We start from the raw sequence: 23,273 nt of genomic DNA on the forward strand, positions 1-23,273 counted from the left end.
CGTCCGCCGGTTGTGCCCGCACCGAGCAGGGGGAACCTGTGACCGTATCGATGACCGCCCGTCGTCTGACCGCCGCCGCGATGACCACCGCCGCCGTGACCGCGGCGATCGCGGTGCCGGCGTCCGCGGCCGACCACCGTCCGCACCGGCAGAGCGTCGAGATCAGCCGGGTGCAGTACGACTCCCCGGGCCCGGAGAACCGCTCCAACCGCTCCCTGAACCACGAGTGGGTGGAGATCACCAACAACACCCGCCACGCCGTCAACCTGAGCGGCTGGACGCTCTCCTCCCGCGACGGCCGCACCTACACCTTCCACCACTACCGCCTCGGTGGGCGCTCGACCGTCCGCGTCCACACCGGAGTCGGCCGCGACACCCGCCGCGACGTCTACCAGGACCGCCGCAACTACGTGTGGGACAACCACGCCGACACCGCCACCCTGCGCAACGACCACCGCCGCCTCGTCGACGAGGTGTCGTGGGGGCGCCACCACCACCAGGGCCGCCGGTAACCGGATCTGACCGCCGGTCGCCGGACGTGGACCACCCGGTCCCCGTCCCGCGGCGGGCGCGAGGGAGACCGTGACGGAACGGGGTGGAGCGGGCGCGGCCGCGCCCGCTCCACCCCGCGACGCCGTCGCCGGGACCACCGCTCGGAGCCGTCCCCGCTCACGGGTGGGTGTCCCGGCCGTGCGGCTCCGGCCGGGCACCGGTCCGCGGGCACGGCCCGGATCGTCACCGCGGAGAGGGCGGTCCCGGAGACCGCTCGATCGAAGGCCCAGGCGGCCGGCCGCCTGGGCCTTCGACCGTGGGGGAGCGGCGGCCGGAACCGATGCCGGGTGTCGGTGCCGGGTGCGAGACTGCCCGGCATGAAGGATCAAGCGGCCAAGGCCGATCTGCTCCGCTACCTCCAGCAGGCGCGGGACTCCCTGCTGTGGAAGCTGGACGGGCTGGGCGAGTACGACATCCGTCGTCCCCTCACCCCGACGGGGACGAACCTGCTGGGACTGGTGAAGCACCTGTCCGGCGTGGAGCTGGGGTACTTCGGCGACACCTTCGGCCGGCCCCGCTTTCACCGGGAGCCGCCGCCCGCCTGGTGGTACACGCGGGACCCCGAACCCAACGCGGACATGTGGGCCACTGAGCAGGAGTCGCGCGAGCGGATCGTGGGCCTGTACCGCGAGGCGTGGAGTCACGCGAACGCCACGATCGACTCCCTCGCTCTGGACGCCGTGGGCCGGGTGCCCTGGTGGCCGGCGGAACGAAGCGAGGTGACGCTGCATCACGTCATCGTGCGGGTCCTGGCCGAGACGCACCGGCACGCCGGCCACGCCGACATCGTGCGCGAACTCGTGGACGGCTCCGCCGGCGAGTCGGAGGGACGCGGCAACCTCCCGGACGGCGGCCGGGAGGACTGGGAGCGCCACCGGGACCGACTGGAGCGGGCGGCCCGGCAGGCCGGCGACGGCTGATCGCCGCCCCCGTCCGACCGGGACGAGCGGGCCCAGGCCAACTCCCCTACAACCCCTGCCCCTTCTCGGTGGTCACACCCATGTCGCCCGTGTTCACCACCGAGATGGAGCCCCCGTGCGCATTCGGACGTACGCCGCAGCACTGACGGTCGCCGCCACCGCCGGGCTGAGCCTGGCCCCGCCGGCGACCGCCGCGATTCCCGCGCCGCTCGTCAGCGACGTCGACGGCGACGGATTCGCCGATCTCGCCGTGGGGGTGCCGGACGGTGCCGTCGGCGGCAAGGCGAAGGCCGGATACGTCGACCTCGTCTGGGGCGGGCCGAAGGGCCTCGGCCATCGGGGCGGCATGCGGATCACCCAGGCGACACCCGGGGTCCCCGGCACCCCCGAGAAGGGCGACCGCTTCGGCGCGGCGGTGTCCGTCGCCGACGTGAACGGGGACGGTACGGCCGACCTGGTCGTCGGCGCCCCCGGCGAGGACGTCCGGACGACCGGTGCCGACGCGGGCACGGTCGCCGTCGTGTACGGCGCACGGGGAGGTCCGCGCACCGGCGCGACGATCCTGAACGGCCCCCGGCGCTCCGCCGGGTACGGACGGTCCCTGGCGGCGGCCGACTTCACCGGCGACGGCGTCACGGACGTGGCCGTCGGCGCGACGGACGCCGTCGTGCTGAAACGGCGCGGCGCTCCCGCGACCACCGTGTTCACCGGGGCCATGGGCGGGCGCGCCCCGGTCCTGGCGGCCGGCGACTTCGACGGCAGCGACGACGGGACGGCCGACCTCGCCACGGCGTACTGGTCCACGACCCCCTTCACCCAGTCGCACGTGCGCCTGTGGACCTGGTCGGCGCAGGAGACGTCGCTCGCCAACTTCTGGAACACCGACAACGCCGGCGTCTCCTCGCTGGCCGCCGGCGACTTCGACGGCGACGGCCACGACGACCTGGCTCTCGGCGAATGCCGGGAGATCGCGGACGAGAACATCGACGACCCCTGCGGTCCCGAGGAACTCGCCGAGGGCGGCGGCATCCACGTCCACTACGGCGCCGGCGTTCCCTGGAACTTCGGCTACCGCGCGCAGACCCTCAACCAGGACACCCCCGGCGTGCGCGGTGTCGCCGAGAGCGGCGACCGCTTCGGCGCGGCACTCCGCGCGGCGGACGTCGACGGCGACGGCCGCGACGACCTGATCGCCGGGGCGCCCGGCGAGGCGATCGGCAGCCGCACGGGAGCGGGCGCCGCGACCCTGCTGCTGGGCGGCCCGACCGGCCTCGTCGACGCGCACGGCGCGTGCCGGTCGGTGGCCTACCACCAGGACTCCCGTGGCGTGCCCGGCGTCGCGGAAACGGATGACGCTTTCGGAAGCGCCCTGGCCACCGCCGACTTCGACCGCGACGGCTCGATCGACCTGGCCGTCGGCTCGCCCGGTGAGAACGCGGGTTCCGGTGGTGTCTGGGTGCTCCCGGCAGCCTCTTCCGCGGGGTCCGGGGTGCTGACCCCTGCCCGGCTCGGACTGCCCTCCTCCTCGGGCGCGCCGCACTACGGCCGAACGCTGGCGAGCCGCTGAGGCGCTGGACGGCCCGGTCCGCCTGTCGGGCGAGCCGCGTGCGGGACGCCGTGTCCGGTGCCCGCGGCCGGTCCTGTCACCCGACCGAGCCGAGGTCGGCGCCGGTCCAGTGCGCCGGACGCATCCGGACCGGCACGTGGTCGCCGAGCCGGGCCCCGGCCCAGGCGGCGTAGCGGTCGAGCGCCTCGCCGGACAGATAGCGTGCGGCGAGGCCGCGGTGCACGCCCGCGGCGGGTTCGGCGATCTCGGCGACCGGTCCCTCGACCGACACGTACCGCGGGGTGGGTTCGACGCGCTGCACGAGCAGGCTGAAGCGGCTCGCGGCCCTGATCAGACCCATCTTCCGGGAGTCGGCGCCGGTGAGAATCCACGGCGTGTCGCCGGGCTCGTAGCCGTACCGGATCGGGACCAGCAGAGGGCCTCGGTCCCCTCCGGCGGCGACGCCCGGCGTGGTGACGTGCGGCTCGGCCAGGAAGGCTTCGCGTTCTGCGGGTGAGAGGCCGTGCAACCGACTGTAGGGCGGGTCCCGGGCCCTGTCCTCGCGGGCGCACGGCAGGCCCGGTCCTGCGGGCCGAGGGCGGCGGGTGGGACGGTCCCCGGCGTGCGGCCGCGGGCCGCGCGCGACCGGGGTGGTGGCGGCTCGGCCGGCGTGGTGGGGGGGGGGCGCCGCGCCGCGCCCCCCCCCCCCCGGCGGGGGCGGCCCCCCGCCCGGCCCCGGGCCGGGGGGGGGGGGCCCGCCCCGCCCCCCGCCCCGCCCCCCCGGGGGGGGGCCCCGGGGGCCCCCGGGCCGGCGGACGGCGGGGTCCGATCAGCCGGACTGGGCGAGCAGCATCACGAGGATCACGGCCCCGATGCCGCTGACCGTGGTGTTCTTGGCCTTGAGGCCGACGGACAGTGCGATGAACGCGATGATGCCCATCGGCCCGTAGCGCCATTGGACGAGCTGCTCGAATCCGATGGCGATGGCGGCGACGGCGAGGGCGACGAGCGGCATGACGGTCCCTCCTTCGGGACGGGGAGACGGACCCCGTTGAGGACCGTCCGCCCCGGCACCCGACGCTCACGGTGCCCCGTAGGCGGCCAACCCCCGGGAAGCTTGACCATGTTGTTCAAGTTGGCGACCAACTTGCTTTCAGTATCTCCATGTTGGGTCGACTCATAACCATCCATCCGGCAACTGCCCAAAGATGGCCCGAAGTTGTAGTGTTCGGTCGTGGAGCCGGAACATGCCGCCGCCTGCGGGCGGAAGGGGCCGCCGCCGTCGCACCGCGAGGTGGCCGACGAGCTGCGCGGCCGGATCAGGTCCGGTCGGCTGCGGGCCGGTGAGCGCATGCCCACCCAGGCCAGGCTGGCCGAGGAATTCGGCGTCGAGCGCGGCGCGGTGCGCCAGGCGCTGCGCATCCTCCAGGCGGAGCAGTTGCTCGTCAACGTGTCCAAGGGGAGCCCGGCGACCGTCGCGGAACCGCCCGAGAGGGCGCCGACCGGCCCGGAAGCGGTGCCGCAGCCGACCACCGTGGCCCTCGGCGAGCGGGTGGCCGCCGCGTTCGCCGCCCCGCACGTGGAGATCGACGCGCTGTGCCTCACCGCGATCTCGCTGACCCTCGCCCTCGGCGAACCGCTGCGCCGCATCCACGCCGGCGACACCCGGCCGGCCCGGGTGGACGTGCGGGTCCTGCTGCCCAGCAGCGACATCGACCTGGCCTTTCCGGCGCCGGTCGGGGCGCGCTCGGACAGCCGCCTGCACCGCACCTGGCTGGCCAACCGCAACGCGCAGGGGCAGGTGCTGCGGCACAACCTGCTGGCGCTGCGCTCCACGCACGGCGTCGACGTCCGCGTCGCCTTCCGCGCGCTGCCCTTCACCCCGCCGGTGAAGTTGTACCTGCTCAACGGTGCCGAGGCGCTCTTCGCGTACTACACGCTCGCCCGGCGCGAGGAGGAGATCGACCATGAGCGGCTGCAGATGTACGACGCGCAGGGGACCCGCTCCACCCTGTTCCCCTTCGCGCAGGGGGCGGGACGGCGCGACCGGGCGTTCGTGGAGCAGTCCCGCCTGTGGTTCGAGGCGCTGTGGGAGACCATCAGCTCGGAGCTGGTGCTCGCGGGCTGAGGTCCCCCGGACGCGGCTTCCGGCGGGTCACAGAGCCGGCCCCGCGACCATCAGGGCGAGCACGACCGCCCCGACGGAGCTGCACGTGGGGCTCTTGGCCTTGATGCCGACGGCCAGCAGCAGCAGCCCGACGAGGCCGGACGGGCCGTACTGCCACTGGACGAGTTGCTCGAAGCCGACGACGAGGACGGCGGAGAGGAGGGCGATGACGGGCATGGTGGTTCCTCCTGCGGTGGTAGGAGGGCCGGCAGGGGGACCGGCCACGATGGGGAGGCAAAACTTCCGCCAACTTGGCCAGGTTGGTTGCCAACTATGCTTAAGTTGTCCCCACTTGGTGACCCGTCGTAAACAGGTTTCCGACAACTGCCGCCAGGTGCAGGTCAGTTGTAGCGTCTGGTCGTGACCCAGGAGAACGTGGCCGTGAACGACAGCACAAGGCTCCCGCCTCAGCAGATCGCCGACACCCTTCGCGAACGCATCCGCAGCGGCGCGCTGAAGGCGGGCGACCGGCTGCCCACCCAAGCGGAACTCGCCGAGGAGTTCGGCGTGGAACGCGGCACCGTCCGGCAGGCGCTGGGCATGCTCCAGGCGGACGGCCTCCTCAGCAACGTCAGCAAGGGCAGCCCGCCGCGGATCGCCGACATCGTCCCCACCCGGGACGGGCCGCAGCCGACGATGGTGGCCCTCGCTCCCCGCCTGGTGGAGGCGTTCGCCGTCCCCCAGGTGCGCATCGACGCGGTGTGCCTCACCGCGGAGTCCCTGATGCTGGCGCTCAGCGAACCCATCCGGCAGATCCACGACGGCCGGCTCCGCCCCCAGTCCGTCGACGTCCGCATCATGCTGCCCTCGCGGGACATCGCGCTCGCCTTCCCGGTGCCGGTCCCCGGCCAGGGCGAGGACGACGAGGCCGTCCACAGCCGCTGGCTGAGCCAGCGCAACGCCCAGGGGCAGGTGCTGCGGCACAACCTCCGGTCGCTGCGCTCCTCGCACGGCATCGACGTCCGCGTGACCTTCCGCGCCCTGCCCTTCACCCCGCCGGTGAAGCTGTACCTGCTCAACGCGTCGGAGGCGCTGATGGCGTACTACATGGTCGCCCGGCGCGAGGAGACCGTGGACAGCGAGGTCCTGGAGATGTACGACACCATCGGGGCGGCCTCCCTGCTGTTCTCCTTCGAGCGCCGGGCCGGCCGGCGGGACACCGCGTTCGTGGAGGAATCGCAGAAGTGGTTCGACGCCCTCTGGGAAACCATCACCACGGACCTGAAACTCTCCTAGTGACTTCCGAAACGGCGCAGACCGAAGCGACGGCGACCCGGACGGCGAGGGTCAGGACCGTGGTCACCCGCGCCCGCTGCGTGCTCTTCGACTTCGACGGCCCCGTCTTCCGCCTGTACGCGGGCCACTCCGCCGAGCGGGTGGCGCGCGACCTGGTCGACTGGCTGGAGGAACAGGGGATGCGGGGGCTGCTGACCGACGAGGAGCGGGTGCACCCCGATCCCATGGTGGTGCTGCACGCGGTCGACCGGCGCCGTCCGCGCAGCGACCTGGTCTCCGAGCTGGAGGAGCGGTTCGCCCAGCAGGAGCTGACGGCGGTCGCCTCCGCCCGTCCCACCCCCTACGCCGATCCGCTGATCCGCACCTGGAGCGCCGTCGGCGCCCGTCTCGCGGTCACCACCAACAACTCGGCCCAGACCGCGGCTCGTTACCTCGAAGGGCGAGGTCTGGCCGAGTGCTTCGCCCCCAACGTGTACGGCCGCACCCGGGATCTGCACCACCTCAAGCCGGACCCGCACTGCCTCCACCGCGCACTCGACGCGCTCGGCGCCGCCCCGTCCGCCGCCCTCATGATCGGGGACACGCCCTCCGACCTGCACGCGGCCCGGAGCGCGGGAGTGCCCTTCCTCGGCTACGCGCGCAACGAGCGCCAGGAGGGGGCCCTGCGCGGCGCGGGGGCCGACGACGTGGTGACCTCGCTGGAGACGGTGCTGCGCATTTTGCGCGGCACACTCTGATCCGTTCGCGGCGAGGGGCGCACCCGGCCGGGGACCTGCCGGTATCCCCGGGCCAAGGCTCTTCGTGGCTCTGGGACTCCCGGGCTCTTGGACTCCCGGGCTCCCGGGCTCCCGGGCTTCAAGACTTCGGGAGACGGCCGGACTCTCGGGCTCCCGGACTTCGGGACACGGCCGGGCCTCGGGACTCCGGGCCTCGGGACTCCGGGACGCGGCCGGACTCCGGGACACGCGCCCCCGCGGCTCGGCGGCGGCCGGCCCGATGGCCGCCGCGCCCGGCGGTCCGGCTGCCCGGCGGTCCCGGGCGCGGATACGGCGATCCGGACCGCGGCTCCACCGCCTCCGGCGCCGAGGCCGCCGGGGAGCACTCGACCGTGTGAACCTCGGCGGCAGGCGAGCGGCCCCCGCGGCGCCGTTCGCCGCTGCTCAGTGCCGCATCGGGGCCGCGGACGCGACCAACCGTTCGGAAAGAGGAGCGAGGCGGCCGGACGAGAGCTTCTGGCACCATGCGCACGCGAGGGGGAGTAGCGTGCCCCTCCTTCCCCAGGCCGCGGTCCGACGAAGAGACGGTCGATGTCAGCGCAATCGCCTTCCCCCGCCCTGCTGCGGGCCATCGCGGTGAGCGGCGACGCCGACGCGGTCGATGGACCGCTGCGCGGCTACCACCACGAGACGTACGTCGTCCCCCTGCCGGGCTCCGGCGCCGTCCGCTGGAAATGCCGGGAACCGCGCCCGGACCTGCTCTGGTTCGACCGGCGGTGCTTCGCCTCCGAGGAGGAACTGCTCCACTCCCTCGCCGGCCGGATCGAGCAGATCCCCGAGCTGATCCAGGCCGGCTCGACCTCGCTGCAGCGGTTCGTCGAAGGCGACACCCTGGGCCGGCTGTACGGAGCGGGCACGGCCGTCCCCGAACCCCTGGTCGAGCAGATCATCGACCTCTTCCGCCGGTTGGCCGCCGTGCGGCCCGACTCCCTGACGGCCGAGCGCACCTGCCGGCCCGCCGACCGGGCGTGCGAGGGCGACAGCTCCGGCTTCCTGGAACGCCTCGTGGTCTTCACCCAGGAGCGGGTCTACCGGGACAACCTGCCCCGCTTCTCCGGCCTGTTCCACGCCCTCGGACTGGACGACGACTCCTTCGGGAAGCTCCGCAAACACCTGTCGGGGCTGACCGAGCGCCCCTTCTGCCTGCTGCACGCCGATCTCCACCGGGAGAACTTCGTGGTCGACGCGCGGCAACGGCTCTGGACGATCGACTGGGAGCTCGCCCTGTTCGGCGACCCGCTCTACGACCTGGCCACGCACCTGCACCTGATGCGCTATCCGGCGGACCAGGAACGCCGGGTGATCCGGTCGTGGGCCGACGCCGTCGACGGCGTCGACCCGCGTGCCTCGTCCGGGTACCGGGACGACCTGCCCCGGCTGCTCGCCTACAAGCGGGCCCAGTCCGTGTTCACCGACGTCATCCGCACGGCGCTGACCCTGGAGCAGGAAGCGGCGGGCGAGCGGGACCTGCTCCGCGCGGGGCACGGGATCGAGACGCTGCTCGCCGCAGCCCGGGAGCCGCTCCACCTCGACGAGGTGCCGACGGGGAAGGACGTCGCCGGCGCCCTCGAACGGTGGTGCCGCGGGACCTGAGCGAACGCACCGCCGGGCGCGGCGGGGGCCGCCGTGCCGTCCCTCGCCTCACCAGGGCAGCGGGCGCCCGTCGCGGAAGAAGCCGCCGGTCGGGCCGTCGTCCGGGAGGGTGGCCGCCCACAGCACGCTCCGCGCGCCCTCTTCGACGGGACGGCCGCCGGGCCCGCCCATGTCGGTGGCGACCCAGCCGGGGCAGACCGCGTTCACGAGGATGCCGTCGGAACGCAGCTCGGCGGCGAACATCCTGGTCAGTGCGTTGAGCGCGACCTTCGACGTCGCGTAGGCGGGGGTGCCGCCGCCCATGCTGGTGAGCGAGGCGGCTTCGCTGGAGACGTTCACGACGCGCGGGTGCGCGCTCGCGCGCAGTTGCGGCAGCAGGGCGCGGGTCAGCCGCCACGGCCCGTACAGGTTGGTCTCGGCCGCCTCCCGTACGACGTCCAGATCGGCGCTCGTGGCGCGCTGCCAGGTGTCGTAGTTGATCGCCGCGTTGTTGATCAGCACGTCGAGGGCGCCGATGTCCCGGGCCGCCGCCGCGATGTCGCCCTCGTCGGTGACGTCGAGGCGCAGCGGCCGGACGTCCGGCCCGGCCAGGGCGTCGGCGGCGCCGGTGGCCGCCTCGGCGGAGCGGGCGGTCAGGTAGACGGTGTGGCCGCCGGCGGCGAGCAGCCGGGCGGCCTCGCGGCCGATTCCGCGGTTCGCGCCGGTGACGAGCGCGATCACGAGGGTGCTCCGGCGCTGTCCGGGACGGGGATCAACTGCTTCTCCTCCTGCCCGGACGGGCTTCGCGTTCGCCGGTGAGGCGGTCCACCCCGGAGCGTACGCGGGCCGGGCCGCCCCGCTCGGGAACGACGGCGCCGCGCGGTTCGGCGAGCGGCGGGAGGTCCCGGTGGCCGGCGCGGACCGTGGAAAACCGGTGTCGCCGCCGCCGGGCCGATCCTTACGATCACCGCATGATCGAAGGCTCACTGGTACGACTGCGGGCGCTGCGCGCCGACGACCTCGACGCGCACGTCCGGTGGCGCAACGACCCGGAGGTGGTGCACTGGGCCACCGGCGACAATCCGTACTTCGGTCCCGTCAGCCGGGAGGCGATGGCCGCCTTCCACGAGGCCCGGCTGCGCGACAACCCCGCCCGCGAGCTGACGTTCACCGTGGAGGACCGGGCGGAGGGCCGGGCGATCGGCATGGCCGACTACCGCGACCTGGACCCCTTCGCCGGGCGGGCGACGGTGGGCATCACCATCGGGGAGCGGGACCGCTGGGGCGGCGGCTACGGCTCCGAGGCACTCGGCCTCCTGGTGGGCCACCTGTTCGGAGCCTGCCGGCTGCACCGCGTCGAACTGGACACCTGGAGCGGCAACGAGCGTGCCCTGCGCGCCTTCCGCCGGGCCGGTTTCGTCGAGGAGGGCCGGCGCAGGTCGAGCGTCCGGGTCGGCGACGCCTGGTACGACAGCGTCGAGTTCGGCCTGCTGCGCGAGGAGTGGGCCGCGCGCCACTGAACGGGCCGGACGCCGTGCGTGCCCGCGCGGGCCGAGCGCACCAGTGCCGGACGCGGCTGCATGGGGTCCGGTGGCGGACGCCGGCTACACGGTGTCGGTGGCGAACAGGGCCAGGTGCCCGCACCGGGGACACCGGAACGCCTCGATCCGTCGCCGCGGGCGCCCCATCCGCCGGGCTCCGCCGAAGATGCCCCGTTCCAGCGCACCCTCGATCCAGCGCGCGTACCCCCGCGCGTTGTCACCGCCGTCCTCGATGAAGCCCTCCACCAGGCCGACGGTGCCGCAGTAGGTGCACAGGTAGTTGTTCACCGGGCGAGTCTAGAAAACGTGTCCGAAGGTCCACCCGGCTACGCCCCCTGCGGTCGGACCCGGCACGGAGGGCGCCCGGCGGCACCCACCCCCGAGCCGGGGTCCGGCCGGGTGGGACGTCCCGGGCCCACGAGAGGGGCGTGTCAGGACTGCGCGCCGCGGAAGGCGCGATACCGGGTGAAGGCTTCGTGGCTGTCGGGGGTGAAGCGCCACTCCCGCAGGGCCGAGTCGAGGTCCGGCTCGGTCAGCCAGGTGTACCAGGCGACCTCGTCGGGATCGGGGACCACGGTGTCCGGCACCAGGGCCTCGTGCACCCCCAGCCAGTGAGGACTCACACCACTGCGGTTGAGGAACGTGAACAGCAGACGCGGCCGGCACCGTGCGCCCAGCTCCTCGGCCAGCTCCCGAGCGGCGGCCTGCTCGTAGGACTCGCCCACGTTCACCGCGCCACCGACCACGACCTCGTGGAGTCCGGGGAAGCGCGACAGGTGCTTCGACCGCCGGTGGACGAGGACCCGGCCGCGATCGTCACGGCACAGCGTCACGGCGATCCGGTGCAGCCAACCCCGTCGGACGGCCTCCCGACGGCCGACCACCAGCCCCATTCCACGATCCCGACCGTCGACCCGCTCCACCCGTTCGTCCACGACGTGCACCCTGGCACGGCCCGCCGACAACGCCGCCGCGCGACAGGCGGGCAGGGGCAGGGGCAGGGACAGGGGGTCAGGCCCGGGCGGCCCGGCGGGGCATCCTGCCGCGCAGGCCGTCCGGACCCCGCTCACCGCTCACCGCTCACCACTCACCATTCACACGGCGGGAGATGGGGGTTCATCCGGCCGGTTCCGCGAGGACCTCCGTGACGGCGCGGCGTCCCAGCTCGGCCATGGCGGGGTTGGTGTGGCGGTAGTAGTCGATCCCGCTGACGAAGGTGAGTGCCCACCCTCGTCCCCGGGCCCAGGCGGCGTCGTCGAATCCACCCGCCGTGCGGAAGGTCTTCCGGGTCTCCGCGTCGAGCAGCGTCCAGGCGGCGACGGCATCGCAGGCGGGGTCGCCCACGCCCGCGGTGCCGAAGTCGATCACTGCTCGTAGCCGGCCGCCGTCGAGGAGGATGTTGCCGGGGATGAGATCGCCGTGCGTCCACTGGGGTGGCCCGTCCCAGTCCGGCTGGTCGAGGGCCTGTTCCCAGGCGGACAGCAGAGCGGGAGCGTCGATGTCGTCGGCCGCCTTCGCGGTCCACTCCCGTACGGAGGCGTCGCGGGTGCGCAGGGGCACGCTCCGGTAGCCCGGGCGGGCTCCGGTGGTGTCGGCCGCGCGCATCGCCGTGACGAACGCGCCGAGGTCTCCGGCGAGCCGGTGGCCGTCGGCTGACCCGTCCGGCGTGGTGGCGGGGTGCGAGCCGTCGATCCAGCGGCTGATCGCCCACGGAAAGGGATACCCGTGGCCCGGTTGTCCCACGGCGATCGGCTCGGGCACGGCGACGGGGAGGCGGGGGGCCAGCCGTGGCAGCCATTCCCGCTCGAACTCCACCTGGCCGACAGCGCCCTCCACCCGGGGCAAACGGACCGCGAGTTCGTCGCCCACCCGGTAGATCGCGTTCTCGGTGCCCGCGGAGTCCACGGGGCTGACGGGCAGACCCGCCCAGTGCGGGAACTGGTGGGTGAGCAGCCGCCGCACCAGCGCGCCGTCGGTCGGAGTCTCGTTCTCGTGCATCATCGGTCCGAGACTCTAAGGAAGCGGCCGGCGAGGGGACACCGATTTTTGCCGGGCCCCCGGCGCATGCCGCACCTCCCGGGCGCGGGTCTCGGATCCCGAGTTCCGGGTCTCAGGTCCCGGTCTCGGCGGCGACGGCGCTGACGGCTGCCAGGACGGGCCTGCGCTCTCTCGCTCAGCTCGCCGAGAACCACGACTTGCAGGCTCCTTCGAAGATTCGGTCGTGGGGCGGGCGCCGCATGAACTCCGCTTCGAACCGCACCTACATGCTGCAAGCGGCAGGCATGAGACGGGGACGGCAGGGGAGGCGTCGAGGGCACGGGTTCCGCCCGCAGGTGACCGAGACGGTGTCTCGCCCGGCCGGAGATCGCCGAGACGGCCCGGACAGCCTGAGACAGGGAACCCCGACCCCCTCACCGCATGGCGTGGCGCACTTTTGCAAGCGGCTGCTTGCAAAAGTTAGCGGAGGTGGGGCAAGGTGGAGGCATGGCATCGCTCAACGTCGGCAATCTTGGTGAGTATCTGCGGGAACAGCGGCGCACCGCGCAGCTGTCCCTGCGGCAGCTCGCCGACGCCGCCGGGGTGTCCAATCCGTATCTGAGCCAGATCGAGCGCGGGCTGCGCAAGCCGAGCGCGGAGGTGCTCCAGCAGGTCGCGAAGGCCCTGCGGATCTCCGCCGAGACGCTGTACGTGCGCGCCGGCATCCTCGACGCCGAGCGGGACCGGGACGAGGTGGAGACGCGCGCCGTCATCCTCGCCGATCCCACGCTGAACGAGCGGCAGAAGCAGGTGCTGCTCCAGATCTACGAGTCCTTCCGCAAGGAGAACGGGATCGAGATCGCGGCGGCGGACGAGGCCGACGGGACCGCCGAGGTCCCGGAGGCCCCCGCGGTCGACGAGGACCCCGGCGCCGGTGGGCCCGAGGTTCGGAACATATCGGACGCCCAGCCTGTCCAGGACACCGCCGTCCGCGGCCCCCGCACGGCCGACGGCAGCGATGCCGGTCCGCAGCAGAACGCCGGGTGACCGGCCGCGTGCGGACCACGAAAACCCTCAGCTGACAGCGATTCACGGGAGGACCACCGTCATGGCCATCACCGACGACATCCGCAAGGCCGCCACCGACCCGACCCCGCTGTACTTCCTCGCCGGCACCGCCGACCTGGCCGTGCAGCAGGCCAGGAAGGTCCCCGGCCTGGTGGAGCAGATCCGTGCCGAGGCTCCGGCGCGCATCGACACCGTGAAGAACATCGACCCGAACGCCGTTCAGGAGAAGGCCGCCTCCCGCGCCAAGGAGGCGCAGGAGAACCTTCAGACGAAGGTGACGGAGTTCATCAACTCCCTCGACACCGACCTGAAGAAGCTCGGTGAGTCCGCCCAGGACTTCGCGCTGCGTGGTGTCGGCGTCGCCGCCGAGTACGCCGTCAAGGCCCGGGAGACGTACGAGAAGGTCGCCGAGCACGGCGAGGCGACCGTGCGCACCTGGCGCGGCGAGGCCGCCGAGGAGATCGAGGACTTCGCGATCGCCGTGGAGCCGAACGCCGAGCCGGGCGAGATCAAGACCGAGCCGAAGCCGACCGCCGTCGCCGAGGCCGCGCCCGCCAAGAAGGCTCCCGCGAAGAAGGCTCCGGCCCGCAAGCCGGCGGCCAAGAAGACGACCCCGCCCGCCAAGTAGGCGAGCGGCGGCACCTCCACCGCGTCATCGGCGGGCGGGCCGGGCACTCTCGGAGTTCCCGGCCCGTTCTCCGGGTACGGTGGCGTCAAGACGACTAGACCCGGGCGGTGGACACTGTGCTGATGACGGCATTCGGCGGCCTCATGTGGCTGATCTTCACAGCCATGCTCGTGCTCGCCGTGGTGGCGCTGGTGATGGCCGCGGTCGCCCGCGACGACGCCTATCGCGCCGCCGACAAGCAGAACAAGATGTTCTGGCTGATCATCCTGGGCGTCACGGTCGCCGTGAACCTTCTGGTTCCCATGCTGTTCCTGCAGATCGCGGGCCTGGTCGCCACGATCGTCTTCTTCGTCGACGTCCGGCCCGCCCTCCGTCAGGTCTCCGGAGGAGGCCGCGGCGGCCGTCGCGGCGGCAGCAGCAGCGACGGTCCCTACGGCCCCTACAACGGCGGACGCTAGCCACACGCCGGCCGCGCCGAGAGTCAGGTTGCCTCTCCTCACGGCACCCGCCGCACCAACCGCACGCGCCGCACCGTCGGCACTCGCCCGCGCCTGCCCGCACTCACGGCACTCGCCGGCGCCCGCCACACCGACTGCACCCGCCGCACCGACCGCACCAACAGGCGCCCGCCACATCTGCGGTCGGCGCGCCACATCGACGGCGCCCGTCGCGCCGATCGCACCAACAGGCGCCCGCCGCACCGCCCGTGCCCGTCGCACGGCCCGCGCCCGTCGCGCCGACGGCAGCTTCCGTCGTCTTCCTCGGCGTCGCGGGCCGCCGGTCACCCGCTCGCCGTGCTCCGCCAGGCGGTCACCCGCTCGTTGTGCTCCGCCAGGCGGTCACCCGCTCGTTGTGCTCCTCCGGACGGTCACCGGCCGACTCCCTCGCGCCCCCGGCGGTCATCGCCGCACCCCGCGCACTGTCGGGGCCGCGGGGTACACCCGCTCCCCGGTCTGCGCTGCTCCTCGGTGCGTGCTGCTCCCCGGTCTGCGCCGCTCCTCGGTGCGCGCCGCTCCTCGGTGCGCGCCGTTCCCCGGTCCGCGCGGCTCCGCGGTCCGCGCGGCTCCGCGACCGGGCGGGACTACGGCGTCCGGTCGAGCAGCAGGACGGCGACGTCGTCCGCCAGTTCCCCGCCGTTGAGGTCGCGCACCTCGTTCACCGCCGCGCGCAGCAGTGCCTCGCCCTCCAGGCCCTGGGCGAGCTGCCTGCGGACCATGTCGACCATGCCGTCCTGGCCCAGGCGTTCGTTGCCGACGCCGGTGTGACCCTCGATCAGGCCGTCGGTGTAGAGCATCAGGCTCCACGCGGCCCCCAGCTCCACCTGCATGCGCGGCCAGCGGGCGTTCGGCAGCAGGCCGAGCGCCGGGCCGTTGTTCTCGTACGGCAGCAGTCGCGCGGGCCGGCCCGGGCGGGCGATCAGCGGCGAGGGGTGGCCGGCCAGGCAGAGCCCGGCGCGGCGGCCGTCCGGCGCGATGTCGACCGTGCACAGCGTCGCGAAGATCTCGTCGTTCTCGCGCTCGTGCTCCAGGACCTGCTGGAGTGTCGAGAGCAGTTCGTCGCCGCACAGTCCCGCGAAGGTCAGGGCGCGCCAGGCGATGCGCAGCTCCACGCCGAGCGCCGCCTCGTCGGGGCCGTGGCCGCAGACGTCGCCGATCATGGCGTGCACCGTGCCGTCGGCCGTGCGCACCGTGTCGTAGAAGTCGCCGCCGAGCAGCGCGCGGGAACGGCCCGGGCGGTAGCGGGCGGCGAACCGCAGCGAGGAGCCCTCCAGCAGCGGTGTCGGCAGCAGGCCGCGCTCCAGCCGGGCGTTCTCCTGGGCGCGCAGCCGGGACTCGGTGAGTCGCCGCTCGGCTTTGTCGGAACGTTTCCTCTCGACGGCGTACCGGATCGCGCGGCTCAGCAGCCGGCTGTCCAGCTCGTCCCGGAAGAGGTAGTCCTGGGCGCCGACCCGTACCGCCTCCGCGCCGGTCTCGGTGTCGCCGGACGCGGTGAGCGCGAGGACGGCGTGCCGGGGTGCGAGCTCCAGGACGTGCTGGAGCGTCGTCAGCTCGTCGGCGGTGTCGGCCGACCGGCCGGGGGAGGGCAGCGCGAGGTCGAGCAGGATGCAGTGGACGTCGTCGGTGAGCAGCCGCTCGGCCTCGGTGAGGTTGCGGGCGGTGCGGATACGGATCGGCCTGCCGGTCGCGTCGAGCATGTCGGGCACGCCGAGCGAACCCCCCGGGTCGTCCTCGATGACCAGGAGGGTCAGGTTGGTGGTGCTGTCGGCCGGGGTCGTGGTGGCGCGGGGCGCCGATGCTGTCCCGGCGGGGCCGCCGGTGGTGTCTCCGGAGGGGCCGCCGGGTGAGAGCACGGCGTGAGCCTGACCACTTTCCACGGCCGGGATCGCTCTCTGCCGCGGTACGGGTACGGGCATCGTCTGGGTTCCTTCCCTCCCCCGAGGGCGTGGTGGGGCGAAGGACCTCGACCCACCGACGGGGACCATAGCGTCCGTCGGTGCCGCAGCGGAATGGCGTACGGCGTCCCGGACGGCACGGGGCCCCCGTCATATGCCGCATCCCGTACCGCATTTGGACAGGACGCGGTCCGGCCAGGGATGACGAAGGTCACGTCACCGCCAGCCGGGCTCCGGGACGACGGTGCGGTGGGTCACGTGGGCCCGGTCACGTGGGCCCGGGCGGTCGGCGGAGGTGCGCTGCCCGGAGGCCGCCGCCACCGGCCCGCCGTCCCGTCAGGCGTCCGGTCGCACGACGCCCAGGATCTGCATCGAGCCGGCTCCGGTGATCGTGACGTTCCGTCCGGGGCGGGGCGCGTGGACGATCGAGCCGTCGCCTATGTACATCCCCACGTGGCTCGCGTCATCGAAGTAGATGACGAGGTCGCCGGGGCGCATGTCCTCGACGGCGACGTGCCGGAGCCGGTGCCACTGCTCCTGCGAGGTGCGCGGGATGGGATGTCCGGCGGCGGCCCACGCCTGCGAGGTGAGCCCCGAGCAGTCGAACGAGCCCGGCCCCTCGGCGCCCCACACGTACGGCTTGCCGATCTGGTCCGTCGCGTAGGCGACCGCCTTCCTGCCGCTCGCGGACGCCTTGGCCTTGATGTCGGCGAGGACGCCGGAGCCGAGCCAGACCGACTGCGCCTCCTGCGCGGCCTCCTCCTCCAGCTTCGCCAGCCGCTCCTTCTCCTTCGTCTCCAGCCGGGACTCCAGTTGCTCCGCGGCGGCGATCTTCTTCGTGATCTTCTTCTGCGCCTCGGCCTTCTCCTCGCGGTTGGACTCCAGTTTCTTCCACCGCGCCGAGGCGTCCTTCTCGTACTGCCTCAGGTCCTGCTGGGTGCGCGTCATCTCGTCCAGCAGGCCCTTGGTCGCGTGCTCGCCCGCCCGCACCCGGCCGGTGCCGTCGAGGAAGCGCTGCGGGTCCTCGCTCAGCCACAGCCGGGCCTCGGGTGGCAGGCCGCCGCCGCGGTACTGGGCGCGGGCCGCGGCGCCCGCACGGTCCTTCAGCTTGTCCAGGTTCGCCTGGCCCTTGGCGATCTTTCGCGCCAGGTCGACGATCTCGGCCGACTGCTTGCGGGCCTTCTCCTCCGCGGCGTTGTAGGCGTCCGTGGCGACCGCGGCGTCGTGGTAGAGCGTGTCCAGCTTCTCGCGGACCGCTTCGAGTTCCTTGGTGCTCACGGGCTTCGGGGTGGCGGTGCCCGTCGGTGCCGGTGTCGGACTCCCCTTCGGTGCGGGGGCCGGCGCCGGGGAGCCGGTGGCCGTCGGCTTCGGTGTCGGACTCGCGTACGCCGCGCCCGGTGTCGCCAGCACCACGCAGGCGCACGCGCAGGCCAGGAACAGGGTCGCCGTCGTCAGGCTCCGCTTGCCGGATCGCATTGCTCCGCCCCCCACCTGATTTACCGTCAGTAACTTTCGGACGCTCCGGGGATCGTGCCATGACGGCGCGCAATACGACAGAGCCGGGCGGAAACTCCCTCCCCAAGCCCCGCCGGGCATCACGCCCGTACCCCCGGGCTGTGTGACGTGCGAGGCGGCGGGATCGTTCCCCCCTGTCGTCCACGGACTGGGCGGCTCCCCGGGCACCCGGGGTTCCGGGCCGCGGCCCCGGAACCCGGGCGCTGCCCCCGAAGCCCGGCCGTCACTCCGTGACCCGCCCGCCGCCCCCGGAGCCCGGCCGCCGCTTCTGCGCAGGGCTATGCGACGCGGCCGGCTTGTCGGGCGGCCGGTCCGTCGCGCGGTCGGGCTTCCGTGGGAGGGGGCCCGGTGCGGCCCGCCCGTCCCGCGTCAGCCCCGGGGCGCCAACGCCTGCCAGCGGACCGTCACTTCACCCTGGCGCCAGCGCGCGACCCCGTCCGCGACCGGCCAGTCGGCGGCCAGGTCGCGGACCGCGCGTATCCAGCGCTGCCGGGCGCCGTACGACGCGTACGGTGCGGCGGCCGCCCAGGCGCGGTCGAAGTCGCGCAGGAAGGCGTGCACGGGCTCTCCCGGGACATTGCGGTGGATGAGTGCCTTCGGCAGCCGTTCGGCCAGGTCGGAGGGGCGGTCCAGGGAGCCGAGCCGGGTGGCGAAGGTGACCGTGCGCGGGCCGTCCGGGCCGAGGGCGACCCACACGTGCCGACGGCCGATCTCGTCGCAGGTGCCCTCGACGAGCAGCCCGCCCCGGGACCCCGGACCCGCCGGTGCCAGCCGTGCGCACAGCCCCCGCCAGACCTCGGCGACCCGCTCCTCGTCGTACTGCCGGAGCACGTTCGCCGCGCGGATCAGGACGGGGCGGCCCGGCACCGGCACCTCGAAGCCGCCGTGCCGGAAGGCGAGGCCCTCGCGCTCGTACGGCAGCGCGGCGGCGACGCGGGCCGGCTCGATCTCGACGCCGAACACCCGGGTCCGGGGCGCGGCGGTGCGCAGTCTGGCCAGCAGTTCGACGGCGGTCCACGGCGCGGCCCCGTATCCGAGGTCGACCGCCACGGGCTCCGCCGAGCGGCGCAGCTCCGCGCCGTGCGTCGCGGCGATCCAGCGGTCCATGCGCCGCAGGCGGTTCGGGTTCGTCGTCCCGCGCGTCACCGAACCCACCACGGAGGCCCCGCGGCTCAAGGGGAGCCGGGAGTGGGGGAGGGACGCGGCGCGCGGTGTCATGCGTACGAGAGTAGGCGGCTTCGCCGAGGGCCGTTCCGGCCTGTGGACAACGTCGGGCGGCGCCCCGTCGAGCCTGTGGAGAACCGGGGGTGCCCGCCGGGCTCGGGCGCCTGGCACGGCGGCTGTGGGCGGTCTCCTGGAGCGTATCGATCCGTACGGACCGTATGGATCGACGTATGGATCGACGGGACCGTATCGATCCGCGAACGGTCGCCGAGCGCGTGCCGGAGCCGTGTACGGCGGCCGGCCCCACCGCATCGACCGCCCGGCGCATGGCGCCCGAGGCCCGACGTCCGGCGAGCCTCCCCGGCGTCCGGCCCCCCAGGCCCGGCGTACGGAGACCAGGCCCCCCGCTGCCGGAGGCCGGATCCCCCACCCCCGGCGTCCGGGACCCGCCGTACGGAGACCCGAGGGGCAGACGCACTCTTCGGTCGAACGGTTGAGCGACAGGCGGTAATGATTCGGCAAAGCGGAAATGGAGCAGACTCCTCCGGCGTTGCCCCTGCTGGAGGGCGTGATGGGTCCTCCGACCGGCATGCCCGCAGCGAGGAGGAACGCCAGGTGAGCCAGTACGTCAGCAGGCTCGGGCGTCGCTCGGCGGTGGCCCCGTCGCGGCTCCGGCTGCACCGCAGGCCCCGTCGCGTCGCGATGCTCTCGGTGCACACCTCGCCGCTGCACCAGCCGGGCACGGGCGACGCGGGCGGCATGAACGTCTACATCGTGGAGCTGGCCCAGCGGCTGGCCGCGATCAACATCGAGGTCGAGATCTTCACGCGCGCCACCACGGCGGCGCTGCCGCCCAGCGTGGAACTCGCCCCCGGCGTCCTGGTCCGCCACGTCGACGCGGGCCCCTACGAGGGTCTCGCCAAGGAGGACCTGCCGGCCCAGCTGTGCGCCTTCACGCACGGGGTCATGCAGGCATGGGCGGGCCACCGCCCCGGCTACTACGACCTCGTCCACTCGCACTACTGGCTCTCCGGGCACGTGGGCTGGCTGGCCGCCGAGCGCTGGGGAGCCCCTCTGGTGCATGCCATGCACACCATGGCCAAGGTCAAGAACGCCTCGCTCGCCGAGGGCGACACCCCCGAGCCGCCCGCCCGTGTCATCGGCGAGACCCAGATCGTCCGCGCCGCCGACCGTCTCATCGCCAACACCGCCGAGGAGGCGGACGAACTCGTCCGCCACTACGAGGCCGCGTCCGGGAACGTCGCCGTCGTCCACCCCGGCGTCAACCTCGACCGGTTCCGGCCCGCCGACGGCCGCGCCGCGGCCCGCGCCCGCCTCGGCCTGCCGCAGGACGCCCTGATCCCCCTCTTCGCGGGCCGCATACAGCCCCTGAAGGCCCCGGACGTGCTGCTGCGCGCCGTCGCCGTCCTCCTCGACGAGCGGCCCGAGCTGCGCCGCCGGATCGTCGTCCCCGTGGTCGGCGGGCCCAGCGGCAGCGGGCTGGCCAAGCCCGAGGGGCTCCAGAAACTCGCCGCGCGGCTCGGCATCGCCGACGTCGTGCGGTTCCGCCCGCCCGTCGGCCAGGACCAGCTCGCGGACTGGTTCCGCGCCGCGTCCGTGCTGGTCATGCCCTCCTACAGCGAGTCCTTCGGCCTCGTCGCCATCGAGGCGCAGGCCGCGGGCACGCCGGTGCTCGCCGCCGAGGTCGGCGGCCTGCCGGTCGCGGTCCGGCACCGCGAGACGGGCTTCCTGGTCCCCGGCCACCACCCCGCCGACTACGCGCGCGTGCTCGCCGAGTTCGCCGACGACGCGACCCTCGCGGACCGGATGGGAGCCACCGCGGCCCGCCACGCCGAACGCTTCGGCTGGGACACCGCCGCCGCCGCGACGGCGGACGTCTACGCCGCGGCGGCCCAGGACCACCGCCGCCGGGTGCGCGCCCACCTCGCCTGAGCCGCCGGCCGCACCCGGGGGCCCGGCGCCGGGCGGCGGCGCGCGACGCGGCGCGCGGCCGTCACGTACGCTCGCCTGCATGGCTGACGCAGCGTCGATCATCGAGCAGGTCCTCACCGAGGCCGAGCTGGAGTGGGAGAGTCCCGCGGCGGGCTCGTACGTGGTGAAACTGCCCGGCACCCGCAAGCTCTCCACGACGGTCTCGCTCATCGTCGGCAACCACTCGCTGTCGCTGAACGCCTTCGTGATCCGGCACCCCGACGAGAACCACGCGGCGGTCCACCGCTGGCTCCTGGAGCGCAACCTCAAGCTCTACGGGGTCTCCTACGCGGTCGACTCCCTCGGAGACGTGTACCTGGTCGGCAAGCTCCCGCTCGCCGCCGTCACGCCCGATGAGGTGGACCGGCTGCTCGGCTCGGTCCTGGAAGCCGCGGACGGCTCCTTCAACACCCTCCTGGAGCTGGGTTTCGCCTCGGCGATCCGCAAGGAGTACGAGTGGCGGGTCTCCCGCGGCGAGTCGACCCGCAACCTGGACGCGTTCACGCACCTGACCGAACGCCCCTCCGCCTGACGCCACCCGCGCGGGCCCGACACAGCCGGCGAGGCCACGGCGACCTGCGGGGTCCGCGGCGCGGGTGGGGCGGGCCGTCGTTCGGCGGCTCCGCGGCGGTACCGGGGCGACGGCCCACCGGCGTCACGAGCGGGCGTACCGCCCGGGCGTCACGCCCACCAACCGCCGGAAATGCCGGGTGAGATGGGACTGGTCGTAGAAGCCGGTCGCGGCGGCCACCTCGCCCGGAGGGCACCCGTCGAGCAGCAGTCGGCGGGCGCGGTCCACGCGCCGGGCCATCAGGTACTGGTGCGGGGCGATGCCGAACGCGCCGCTGAACGCCCGTACGAGGTGCGCCGGGTGCGCGTGCACGAGGAGCGCGGCCTCGTCCAAGGCGATCCCCTCGACCCAGCGGGCGTCGAGGAGTTCGCGCAGGCGGTGGGCGAGCGGCCGGTCGGCGCGCGGGATGTCGCGCCGGGCCGAGGGGCGCAGCCGGCCGCGCAGCCGCTCCGCGATCAACGTCAGCCGGCTGTCGGCCTCCAACTCGTCACCGGGACGGGTGAGCGCCGTGTGCAGTTGCCCGACACGGCGGCGCAGCACCGGGTCCACCAGGTCGGGTCCGTCCACGGCCGGCCCGATGAGGTCGTCGCCGAGCCGCGAGCCGTCGAGGTAGAGCACCCGCTTGCGGAAGCCGTCCGCGGTGGCCGGGGCGCCGTTGTGCGGAACGTGCGGCGGCAGCAGGGAGACCGTGTCGTGCGGGGTGCCGTGCTGGTGCCGGTCCAGGTCGTACCGGACGGCTCCGTCGTCGACGATCAGCAGCGTCCAGGCATCGTGCACGTGCATCGGGTACGCGTACTCGGTGTAGTGGGCGTGGAACACCTCCACGACGCCCGGGACGCCCGGACGCCATGCGGAGATCTCCCGCTGCGGGGCCATGCAAAGAACGTACAAGACCGCGGCGGGCAGCGGTCGGCAGTCTCAGGGCATGAGCAGCGAGAACAGCATCAGCGGCACCGGCACCACCGGCGGCACCGGCGTCCCGCCCGCCACCGACGGCACCGACGGCACCGGCGGGCCGGGCGCGGTGACCGACGCGCCGCCGTTCCCACCCGCGAGTGACGCGGGTACGGCGACCGGTTGTGGGGAGGCCGGCGGCGCCGGTGCGGTGCGTGAGACCGGCGGGCACGCCCTCGTCTCCGGCGGCGCCCCCGTCCGCTTCGACACCAAGATCGCCGTCCTCCTGCGCGAGGACCTGGAGCCCTGGCAGCGGCTCAACGTGACCGCCTTCCTGGTCAGCGGCCTCGGCACGACGGTTCCCGAGGTGATCGGCGAGCCCTACGAGGACGCCGACGCGGTCGCCTACCTGCCGATGTTCCGCCAGCCCGTCATGGTCTTCGAGGCGTCCAAGGAGACGCTGACCGCCGCCCACGGCCGCGCGCTCTCCCGGGCGCTGCCCCGGTCCCTCTTCACGTCCGACCTCTTCACCACGGGCAACGACCGCGACAACCGCGCCGCCGTCCGGGCCGTGCCGACCGGCGACCTGGACCTGGTGGGACTGGCGGTGTACGGGCCGCGGAACGCGGTGGACAAGGTGGTGAAGGGGGCCCGGATGCATCCGTGACCCGCGGCGGGCGGTGCCGCACCCCCCGGCCCGCATCCCGGGCCCGCATCCCGGTCCCGCATCCCGGGCCCGCATCCGCGGCCAGCGGCCAGCGG

Annotated in this window: 25 protein-coding genes; 14 read left to right on the forward strand and 11 right to left on the reverse strand. The window is 73.9% G+C overall.

All coding sequences use genetic code 11. From position 1 onward, the window contains the following. Nucleotides 1-50: 50 nt before the first annotated feature. The 3 genes from ACGFS9_RS01665 to ACGFS9_RS01675 all read left to right on the forward strand — a co-directional run bounded on the left by ACGFS9_RS01665 (nucleotide 51) and on the right by ACGFS9_RS01675 (nucleotide 3,039). Nucleotides 51-512 (forward strand): lamin tail domain-containing protein, encoded by a 462-nt coding sequence (locus ACGFS9_RS01665; RefSeq protein ID WP_393250482.1) that lies wholly within the window; start codon nucleotides 51-53, stop codon nucleotides 510-512. Between the two features lie 357 nt (nucleotides 513-869). After that, nucleotides 870-1,472, forward strand: a complete 603-nt coding sequence (locus ACGFS9_RS01670; protein WP_393249692.1) for a DinB family protein — start codon at nucleotides 870-872, stop codon at nucleotides 1,470-1,472. A 115-nt stretch (nucleotides 1,473-1,587) separates the two neighbouring features. Continuing rightward, nucleotides 1,588-3,039 carry an FG-GAP and VCBS repeat-containing protein gene (locus ACGFS9_RS01675; protein WP_393249694.1) on the forward strand — a complete coding sequence of 484 codons (1,452 nt, stop codon included), beginning with the start codon at nucleotides 1,588-1,590 and terminating at the stop codon, nucleotides 3,037-3,039. 76 nt (nucleotides 3,040-3,115) lie between these two features. Here the strand turns inward: ACGFS9_RS01675 and ACGFS9_RS01680 are convergent, their stop codons facing one another. Then, nucleotides 3,116-3,547 (reverse strand): pyridoxamine 5'-phosphate oxidase family protein, encoded by a 432-nt coding sequence (locus ACGFS9_RS01680; protein WP_393249696.1) that lies wholly within the window; start codon nucleotides 3,545-3,547, stop codon nucleotides 3,116-3,118. Nucleotides 3,548-3,847: 300 nt separating this feature from the next. Beyond that, nucleotides 3,848-4,033 (reverse strand): hypothetical protein, encoded by a 186-nt coding sequence (locus tag ACGFS9_RS01685; protein WP_393249698.1) that lies wholly within the window; start codon nucleotides 4,031-4,033, stop codon nucleotides 3,848-3,850. Nucleotides 4,034-4,252: 219 nt separating this feature from the next. Between ACGFS9_RS01685 and ACGFS9_RS01690 the strand changes: the two genes are divergently transcribed. Next, entirely contained in the window at nucleotides 4,253-5,146 is an 894-nt protein-coding gene (locus ACGFS9_RS01690) for a GntR family transcriptional regulator (protein ID WP_393249700.1), read from the forward strand. 27 nt (nucleotides 5,147-5,173) lie between these two features. Here ACGFS9_RS01690 and ACGFS9_RS01695 read toward each other — a convergent pair whose 3' ends face one another. Next, nucleotides 5,174-5,362 (reverse strand): hypothetical protein, encoded by a 189-nt coding sequence (locus ACGFS9_RS01695; RefSeq protein ID WP_393249702.1) that lies wholly within the window; start codon nucleotides 5,360-5,362, stop codon nucleotides 5,174-5,176. A 177-nt stretch (nucleotides 5,363-5,539) separates the two neighbouring features. Here ACGFS9_RS01695 and ACGFS9_RS01700 point away from each other — a divergent pair, with 177 nt between their 5' ends. The 3 genes from ACGFS9_RS01700 to ACGFS9_RS01710 all read left to right on the forward strand — a co-directional run bounded on the left by ACGFS9_RS01700 (nucleotide 5,540) and on the right by ACGFS9_RS01710 (nucleotide 8,790). Then, nucleotides 5,540-6,421, forward strand: a complete 882-nt coding sequence (locus tag ACGFS9_RS01700) for a winged helix-turn-helix domain-containing protein (protein WP_393250483.1) — start codon at nucleotides 5,540-5,542, stop codon at nucleotides 6,419-6,421. Then, nucleotides 6,421-7,158, forward strand: coding sequence for an HAD family hydrolase (locus ACGFS9_RS01705; RefSeq protein WP_393249704.1), 738 nt, complete (start codon nucleotides 6,421-6,423; stop codon nucleotides 7,156-7,158). Before ACGFS9_RS01700 ends, ACGFS9_RS01705 begins: the two co-directional genes overlap by 1 nt. A gap of 570 nt (nucleotides 7,159-7,728) precedes the next feature. Continuing rightward, nucleotides 7,729-8,790 (forward strand): phosphotransferase, encoded by a 1,062-nt coding sequence (locus ACGFS9_RS01710; protein WP_393249706.1) that lies wholly within the window; start codon nucleotides 7,729-7,731, stop codon nucleotides 8,788-8,790. Between the two features lie 48 nt (nucleotides 8,791-8,838). Here the strand turns inward: ACGFS9_RS01710 and ACGFS9_RS01715 are convergent, their stop codons facing one another. Continuing rightward, nucleotides 8,839-9,510 (reverse strand): SDR family oxidoreductase, encoded by a 672-nt coding sequence (locus tag ACGFS9_RS01715; protein WP_393249708.1) that lies wholly within the window; start codon nucleotides 9,508-9,510, stop codon nucleotides 8,839-8,841. Nucleotides 9,511-9,740: 230 nt separating this feature from the next. Between ACGFS9_RS01715 and ACGFS9_RS01720 the strand changes: the two genes are divergently transcribed. After that, nucleotides 9,741-10,289 (forward strand): GNAT family N-acetyltransferase, encoded by a 549-nt coding sequence (locus ACGFS9_RS01720; protein ID WP_393249710.1) that lies wholly within the window; start codon nucleotides 9,741-9,743, stop codon nucleotides 10,287-10,289. 84 nt (nucleotides 10,290-10,373) lie between these two features. On the opposite strand, the gene ACGFS9_RS01725 is transcribed toward ACGFS9_RS01720, so the two are convergent. The 3 genes from ACGFS9_RS01725 to ACGFS9_RS01735 form a co-directional block, all read right to left on the reverse strand. Beyond that, nucleotides 10,374-10,598 (reverse strand): hypothetical protein, encoded by a 225-nt coding sequence (locus ACGFS9_RS01725; protein ID WP_393249712.1) that lies wholly within the window; start codon nucleotides 10,596-10,598, stop codon nucleotides 10,374-10,376. A gap of 143 nt (nucleotides 10,599-10,741) precedes the next feature. Further along, on the reverse strand, nucleotides 10,742-11,203 hold the full coding sequence (locus ACGFS9_RS01730) for an NUDIX domain-containing protein (RefSeq protein ID WP_393250485.1): 462 nt from the start codon (nucleotides 11,201-11,203) through the stop codon (nucleotides 10,742-10,744). Nucleotides 11,204-11,426: 223 nt separating this feature from the next. Continuing rightward, on the reverse strand, nucleotides 11,427-12,311 hold the full coding sequence (locus ACGFS9_RS01735) for an aminoglycoside phosphotransferase family protein (protein WP_393249714.1): 885 nt from the start codon (nucleotides 12,309-12,311) through the stop codon (nucleotides 11,427-11,429). Nucleotides 12,312-12,794: 483 nt separating this feature from the next. Between ACGFS9_RS01735 and ACGFS9_RS01740 the strand changes: the two genes are divergently transcribed. The 3 genes from ACGFS9_RS01740 (at nucleotide 12,795) to ACGFS9_RS01750 (ending at nucleotide 14,441) form a co-directional block, all read left to right on the forward strand. After that, nucleotides 12,795-13,334, forward strand: coding sequence for a helix-turn-helix domain-containing protein (locus ACGFS9_RS01740; RefSeq protein ID WP_393249716.1), 540 nt, complete (start codon nucleotides 12,795-12,797; stop codon nucleotides 13,332-13,334). A 61-nt stretch (nucleotides 13,335-13,395) separates the two neighbouring features. Then, entirely contained in the window at nucleotides 13,396-13,983 is a 588-nt protein-coding gene (locus ACGFS9_RS01745) for a hypothetical protein (protein ID WP_393249718.1), read from the forward strand. 116 nt (nucleotides 13,984-14,099) lie between these two features. Beyond that, nucleotides 14,100-14,441, forward strand: a complete 342-nt coding sequence (locus ACGFS9_RS01750) for a DUF2516 family protein (RefSeq protein ID WP_393250487.1) — start codon at nucleotides 14,100-14,102, stop codon at nucleotides 14,439-14,441. 623 nt (nucleotides 14,442-15,064) lie between these two features. Here ACGFS9_RS01750 and ACGFS9_RS01755 read toward each other — a convergent pair. From ACGFS9_RS01755 to ACGFS9_RS01765, 3 genes are all read right to left on the reverse strand, one after another. Continuing rightward, entirely contained in the window at nucleotides 15,065-16,396 is a 1,332-nt protein-coding gene (locus tag ACGFS9_RS01755) for a PP2C family protein-serine/threonine phosphatase (protein ID WP_393249720.1), read from the reverse strand. Between the two features lie 315 nt (nucleotides 16,397-16,711). Beyond that, on the reverse strand, nucleotides 16,712-17,851 hold the full coding sequence (locus tag ACGFS9_RS01760; RefSeq protein WP_393249722.1) for an NlpC/P60 family protein: 1,140 nt from the start codon (nucleotides 17,849-17,851) through the stop codon (nucleotides 16,712-16,714). A 408-nt stretch (nucleotides 17,852-18,259) separates the two neighbouring features. Further along, nucleotides 18,260-19,108, reverse strand: a complete 849-nt coding sequence (locus ACGFS9_RS01765) for a class I SAM-dependent methyltransferase (protein ID WP_393249724.1) — start codon at nucleotides 19,106-19,108, stop codon at nucleotides 18,260-18,262. Between the two features lie 561 nt (nucleotides 19,109-19,669). Here ACGFS9_RS01765 and mshA point away from each other — a divergent pair. Both mshA and ACGFS9_RS01775 read left to right on the forward strand, forming a co-directional pair. After that, nucleotides 19,670-21,007: a D-inositol-3-phosphate glycosyltransferase gene (mshA, locus tag ACGFS9_RS01770; protein ID WP_393249726.1), complete on the forward strand. Its 1,338-nt coding sequence runs from the start codon at nucleotides 19,670-19,672 to the stop codon at nucleotides 21,005-21,007. A 79-nt stretch (nucleotides 21,008-21,086) separates the two neighbouring features. Further along, the gene (locus tag ACGFS9_RS01775) at nucleotides 21,087-21,578 is read left to right on the forward strand and encodes a YbjN domain-containing protein (protein ID WP_393249728.1); all 492 of its coding nucleotides are present in this window, start codon (nucleotides 21,087-21,089) and stop codon (nucleotides 21,576-21,578) included. Between the two features lie 123 nt (nucleotides 21,579-21,701). On the opposite strand, the gene ACGFS9_RS01780 is transcribed toward ACGFS9_RS01775, so the two are convergent. Next, nucleotides 21,702-22,493: an AraC family transcriptional regulator gene (locus tag ACGFS9_RS01780; protein ID WP_393249730.1), complete on the reverse strand. Its 792-nt coding sequence runs from the start codon at nucleotides 22,491-22,493 to the stop codon at nucleotides 21,702-21,704. Nucleotides 22,494-22,722: 229 nt separating this feature from the next. Between ACGFS9_RS01780 and ACGFS9_RS01785 the strand changes: the two genes are divergently transcribed. Beyond that, a complete protein-coding gene (locus ACGFS9_RS01785; protein ID WP_393250489.1) occupies nucleotides 22,723-23,178 on the forward strand; it encodes a DUF2000 family protein in 456 nt (151 codons plus the stop codon). Nucleotides 23,179-23,273: the final 95 nt, after the last annotated feature.

Origin of the sequence: Streptomyces sp. NPDC048566 (assembly GCF_043199735.1) — a bacterium.
Classification (GTDB): Bacteria; Actinomycetota; Actinomycetes; order Streptomycetales; family Streptomycetaceae; genus Streptomyces.

Excerpts from the sequence above, each read along its gene's own strand:
- ACGFS9_RS01665 (WP_393250482.1), top strand. The coding sequence starts at position 51 with ATGACCGCCCGTCGTCTGACCGCCGCCGCGATGACCACCGCCGCCGTG.
- ACGFS9_RS01670 (WP_393249692.1), top strand. The coding sequence starts at position 870 with ATGAAGGATCAAGCGGCCAAGGCCGATCTGCTCCGCTACCTCCAGCAG.
- ACGFS9_RS01685 (WP_393249698.1), bottom strand. The coding sequence starts at position 4,033 with ATGCCGCTCGTCGCCCTCGCCGTCGCCGCCATCGCCATCGGATTCGAG.
- ACGFS9_RS01695 (WP_393249702.1), bottom strand. The coding sequence starts at position 5,362 with ATGCCCGTCATCGCCCTCCTCTCCGCCGTCCTCGTCGTCGGCTTCGAG.
- ACGFS9_RS01710 (WP_393249706.1), top strand. The coding sequence starts at position 7,729 with ATGTCAGCGCAATCGCCTTCCCCCGCCCTGCTGCGGGCCATCGCGGTG.
- ACGFS9_RS01720 (WP_393249710.1), top strand. The coding sequence starts at position 9,741 with ATGATCGAAGGCTCACTGGTACGACTGCGGGCGCTGCGCGCCGACGAC.
- ACGFS9_RS01730 (WP_393250485.1), bottom strand. The coding sequence starts at position 11,203 with ATGGGGCTGGTGGTCGGCCGTCGGGAGGCCGTCCGACGGGGTTGGCTG.
- ACGFS9_RS01735 (WP_393249714.1), bottom strand. The coding sequence starts at position 12,311 with ATGATGCACGAGAACGAGACTCCGACCGACGGCGCGCTGGTGCGGCGG.
- ACGFS9_RS01740 (WP_393249716.1), top strand. The coding sequence starts at position 12,795 with ATGGCATCGCTCAACGTCGGCAATCTTGGTGAGTATCTGCGGGAACAG.
- ACGFS9_RS01745 (WP_393249718.1), top strand. The coding sequence starts at position 13,396 with ATGGCCATCACCGACGACATCCGCAAGGCCGCCACCGACCCGACCCCG.
- ACGFS9_RS01755 (WP_393249720.1), bottom strand. The coding sequence starts at position 16,396 with ATGCCCGTACCCGTACCGCGGCAGAGAGCGATCCCGGCCGTGGAAAGT.
- ACGFS9_RS01760 (WP_393249722.1), bottom strand. The coding sequence starts at position 17,851 with ATGCGATCCGGCAAGCGGAGCCTGACGACGGCGACCCTGTTCCTGGCC.
- ACGFS9_RS01765 (WP_393249724.1), bottom strand. The coding sequence starts at position 19,108 with ATGACACCGCGCGCCGCGTCCCTCCCCCACTCCCGGCTCCCCTTGAGC.
- ACGFS9_RS01775 (WP_393249728.1), top strand. The coding sequence starts at position 21,087 with ATGGCTGACGCAGCGTCGATCATCGAGCAGGTCCTCACCGAGGCCGAG.
- ACGFS9_RS01780 (WP_393249730.1), bottom strand. The coding sequence starts at position 22,493 with ATGGCCCCGCAGCGGGAGATCTCCGCATGGCGTCCGGGCGTCCCGGGC.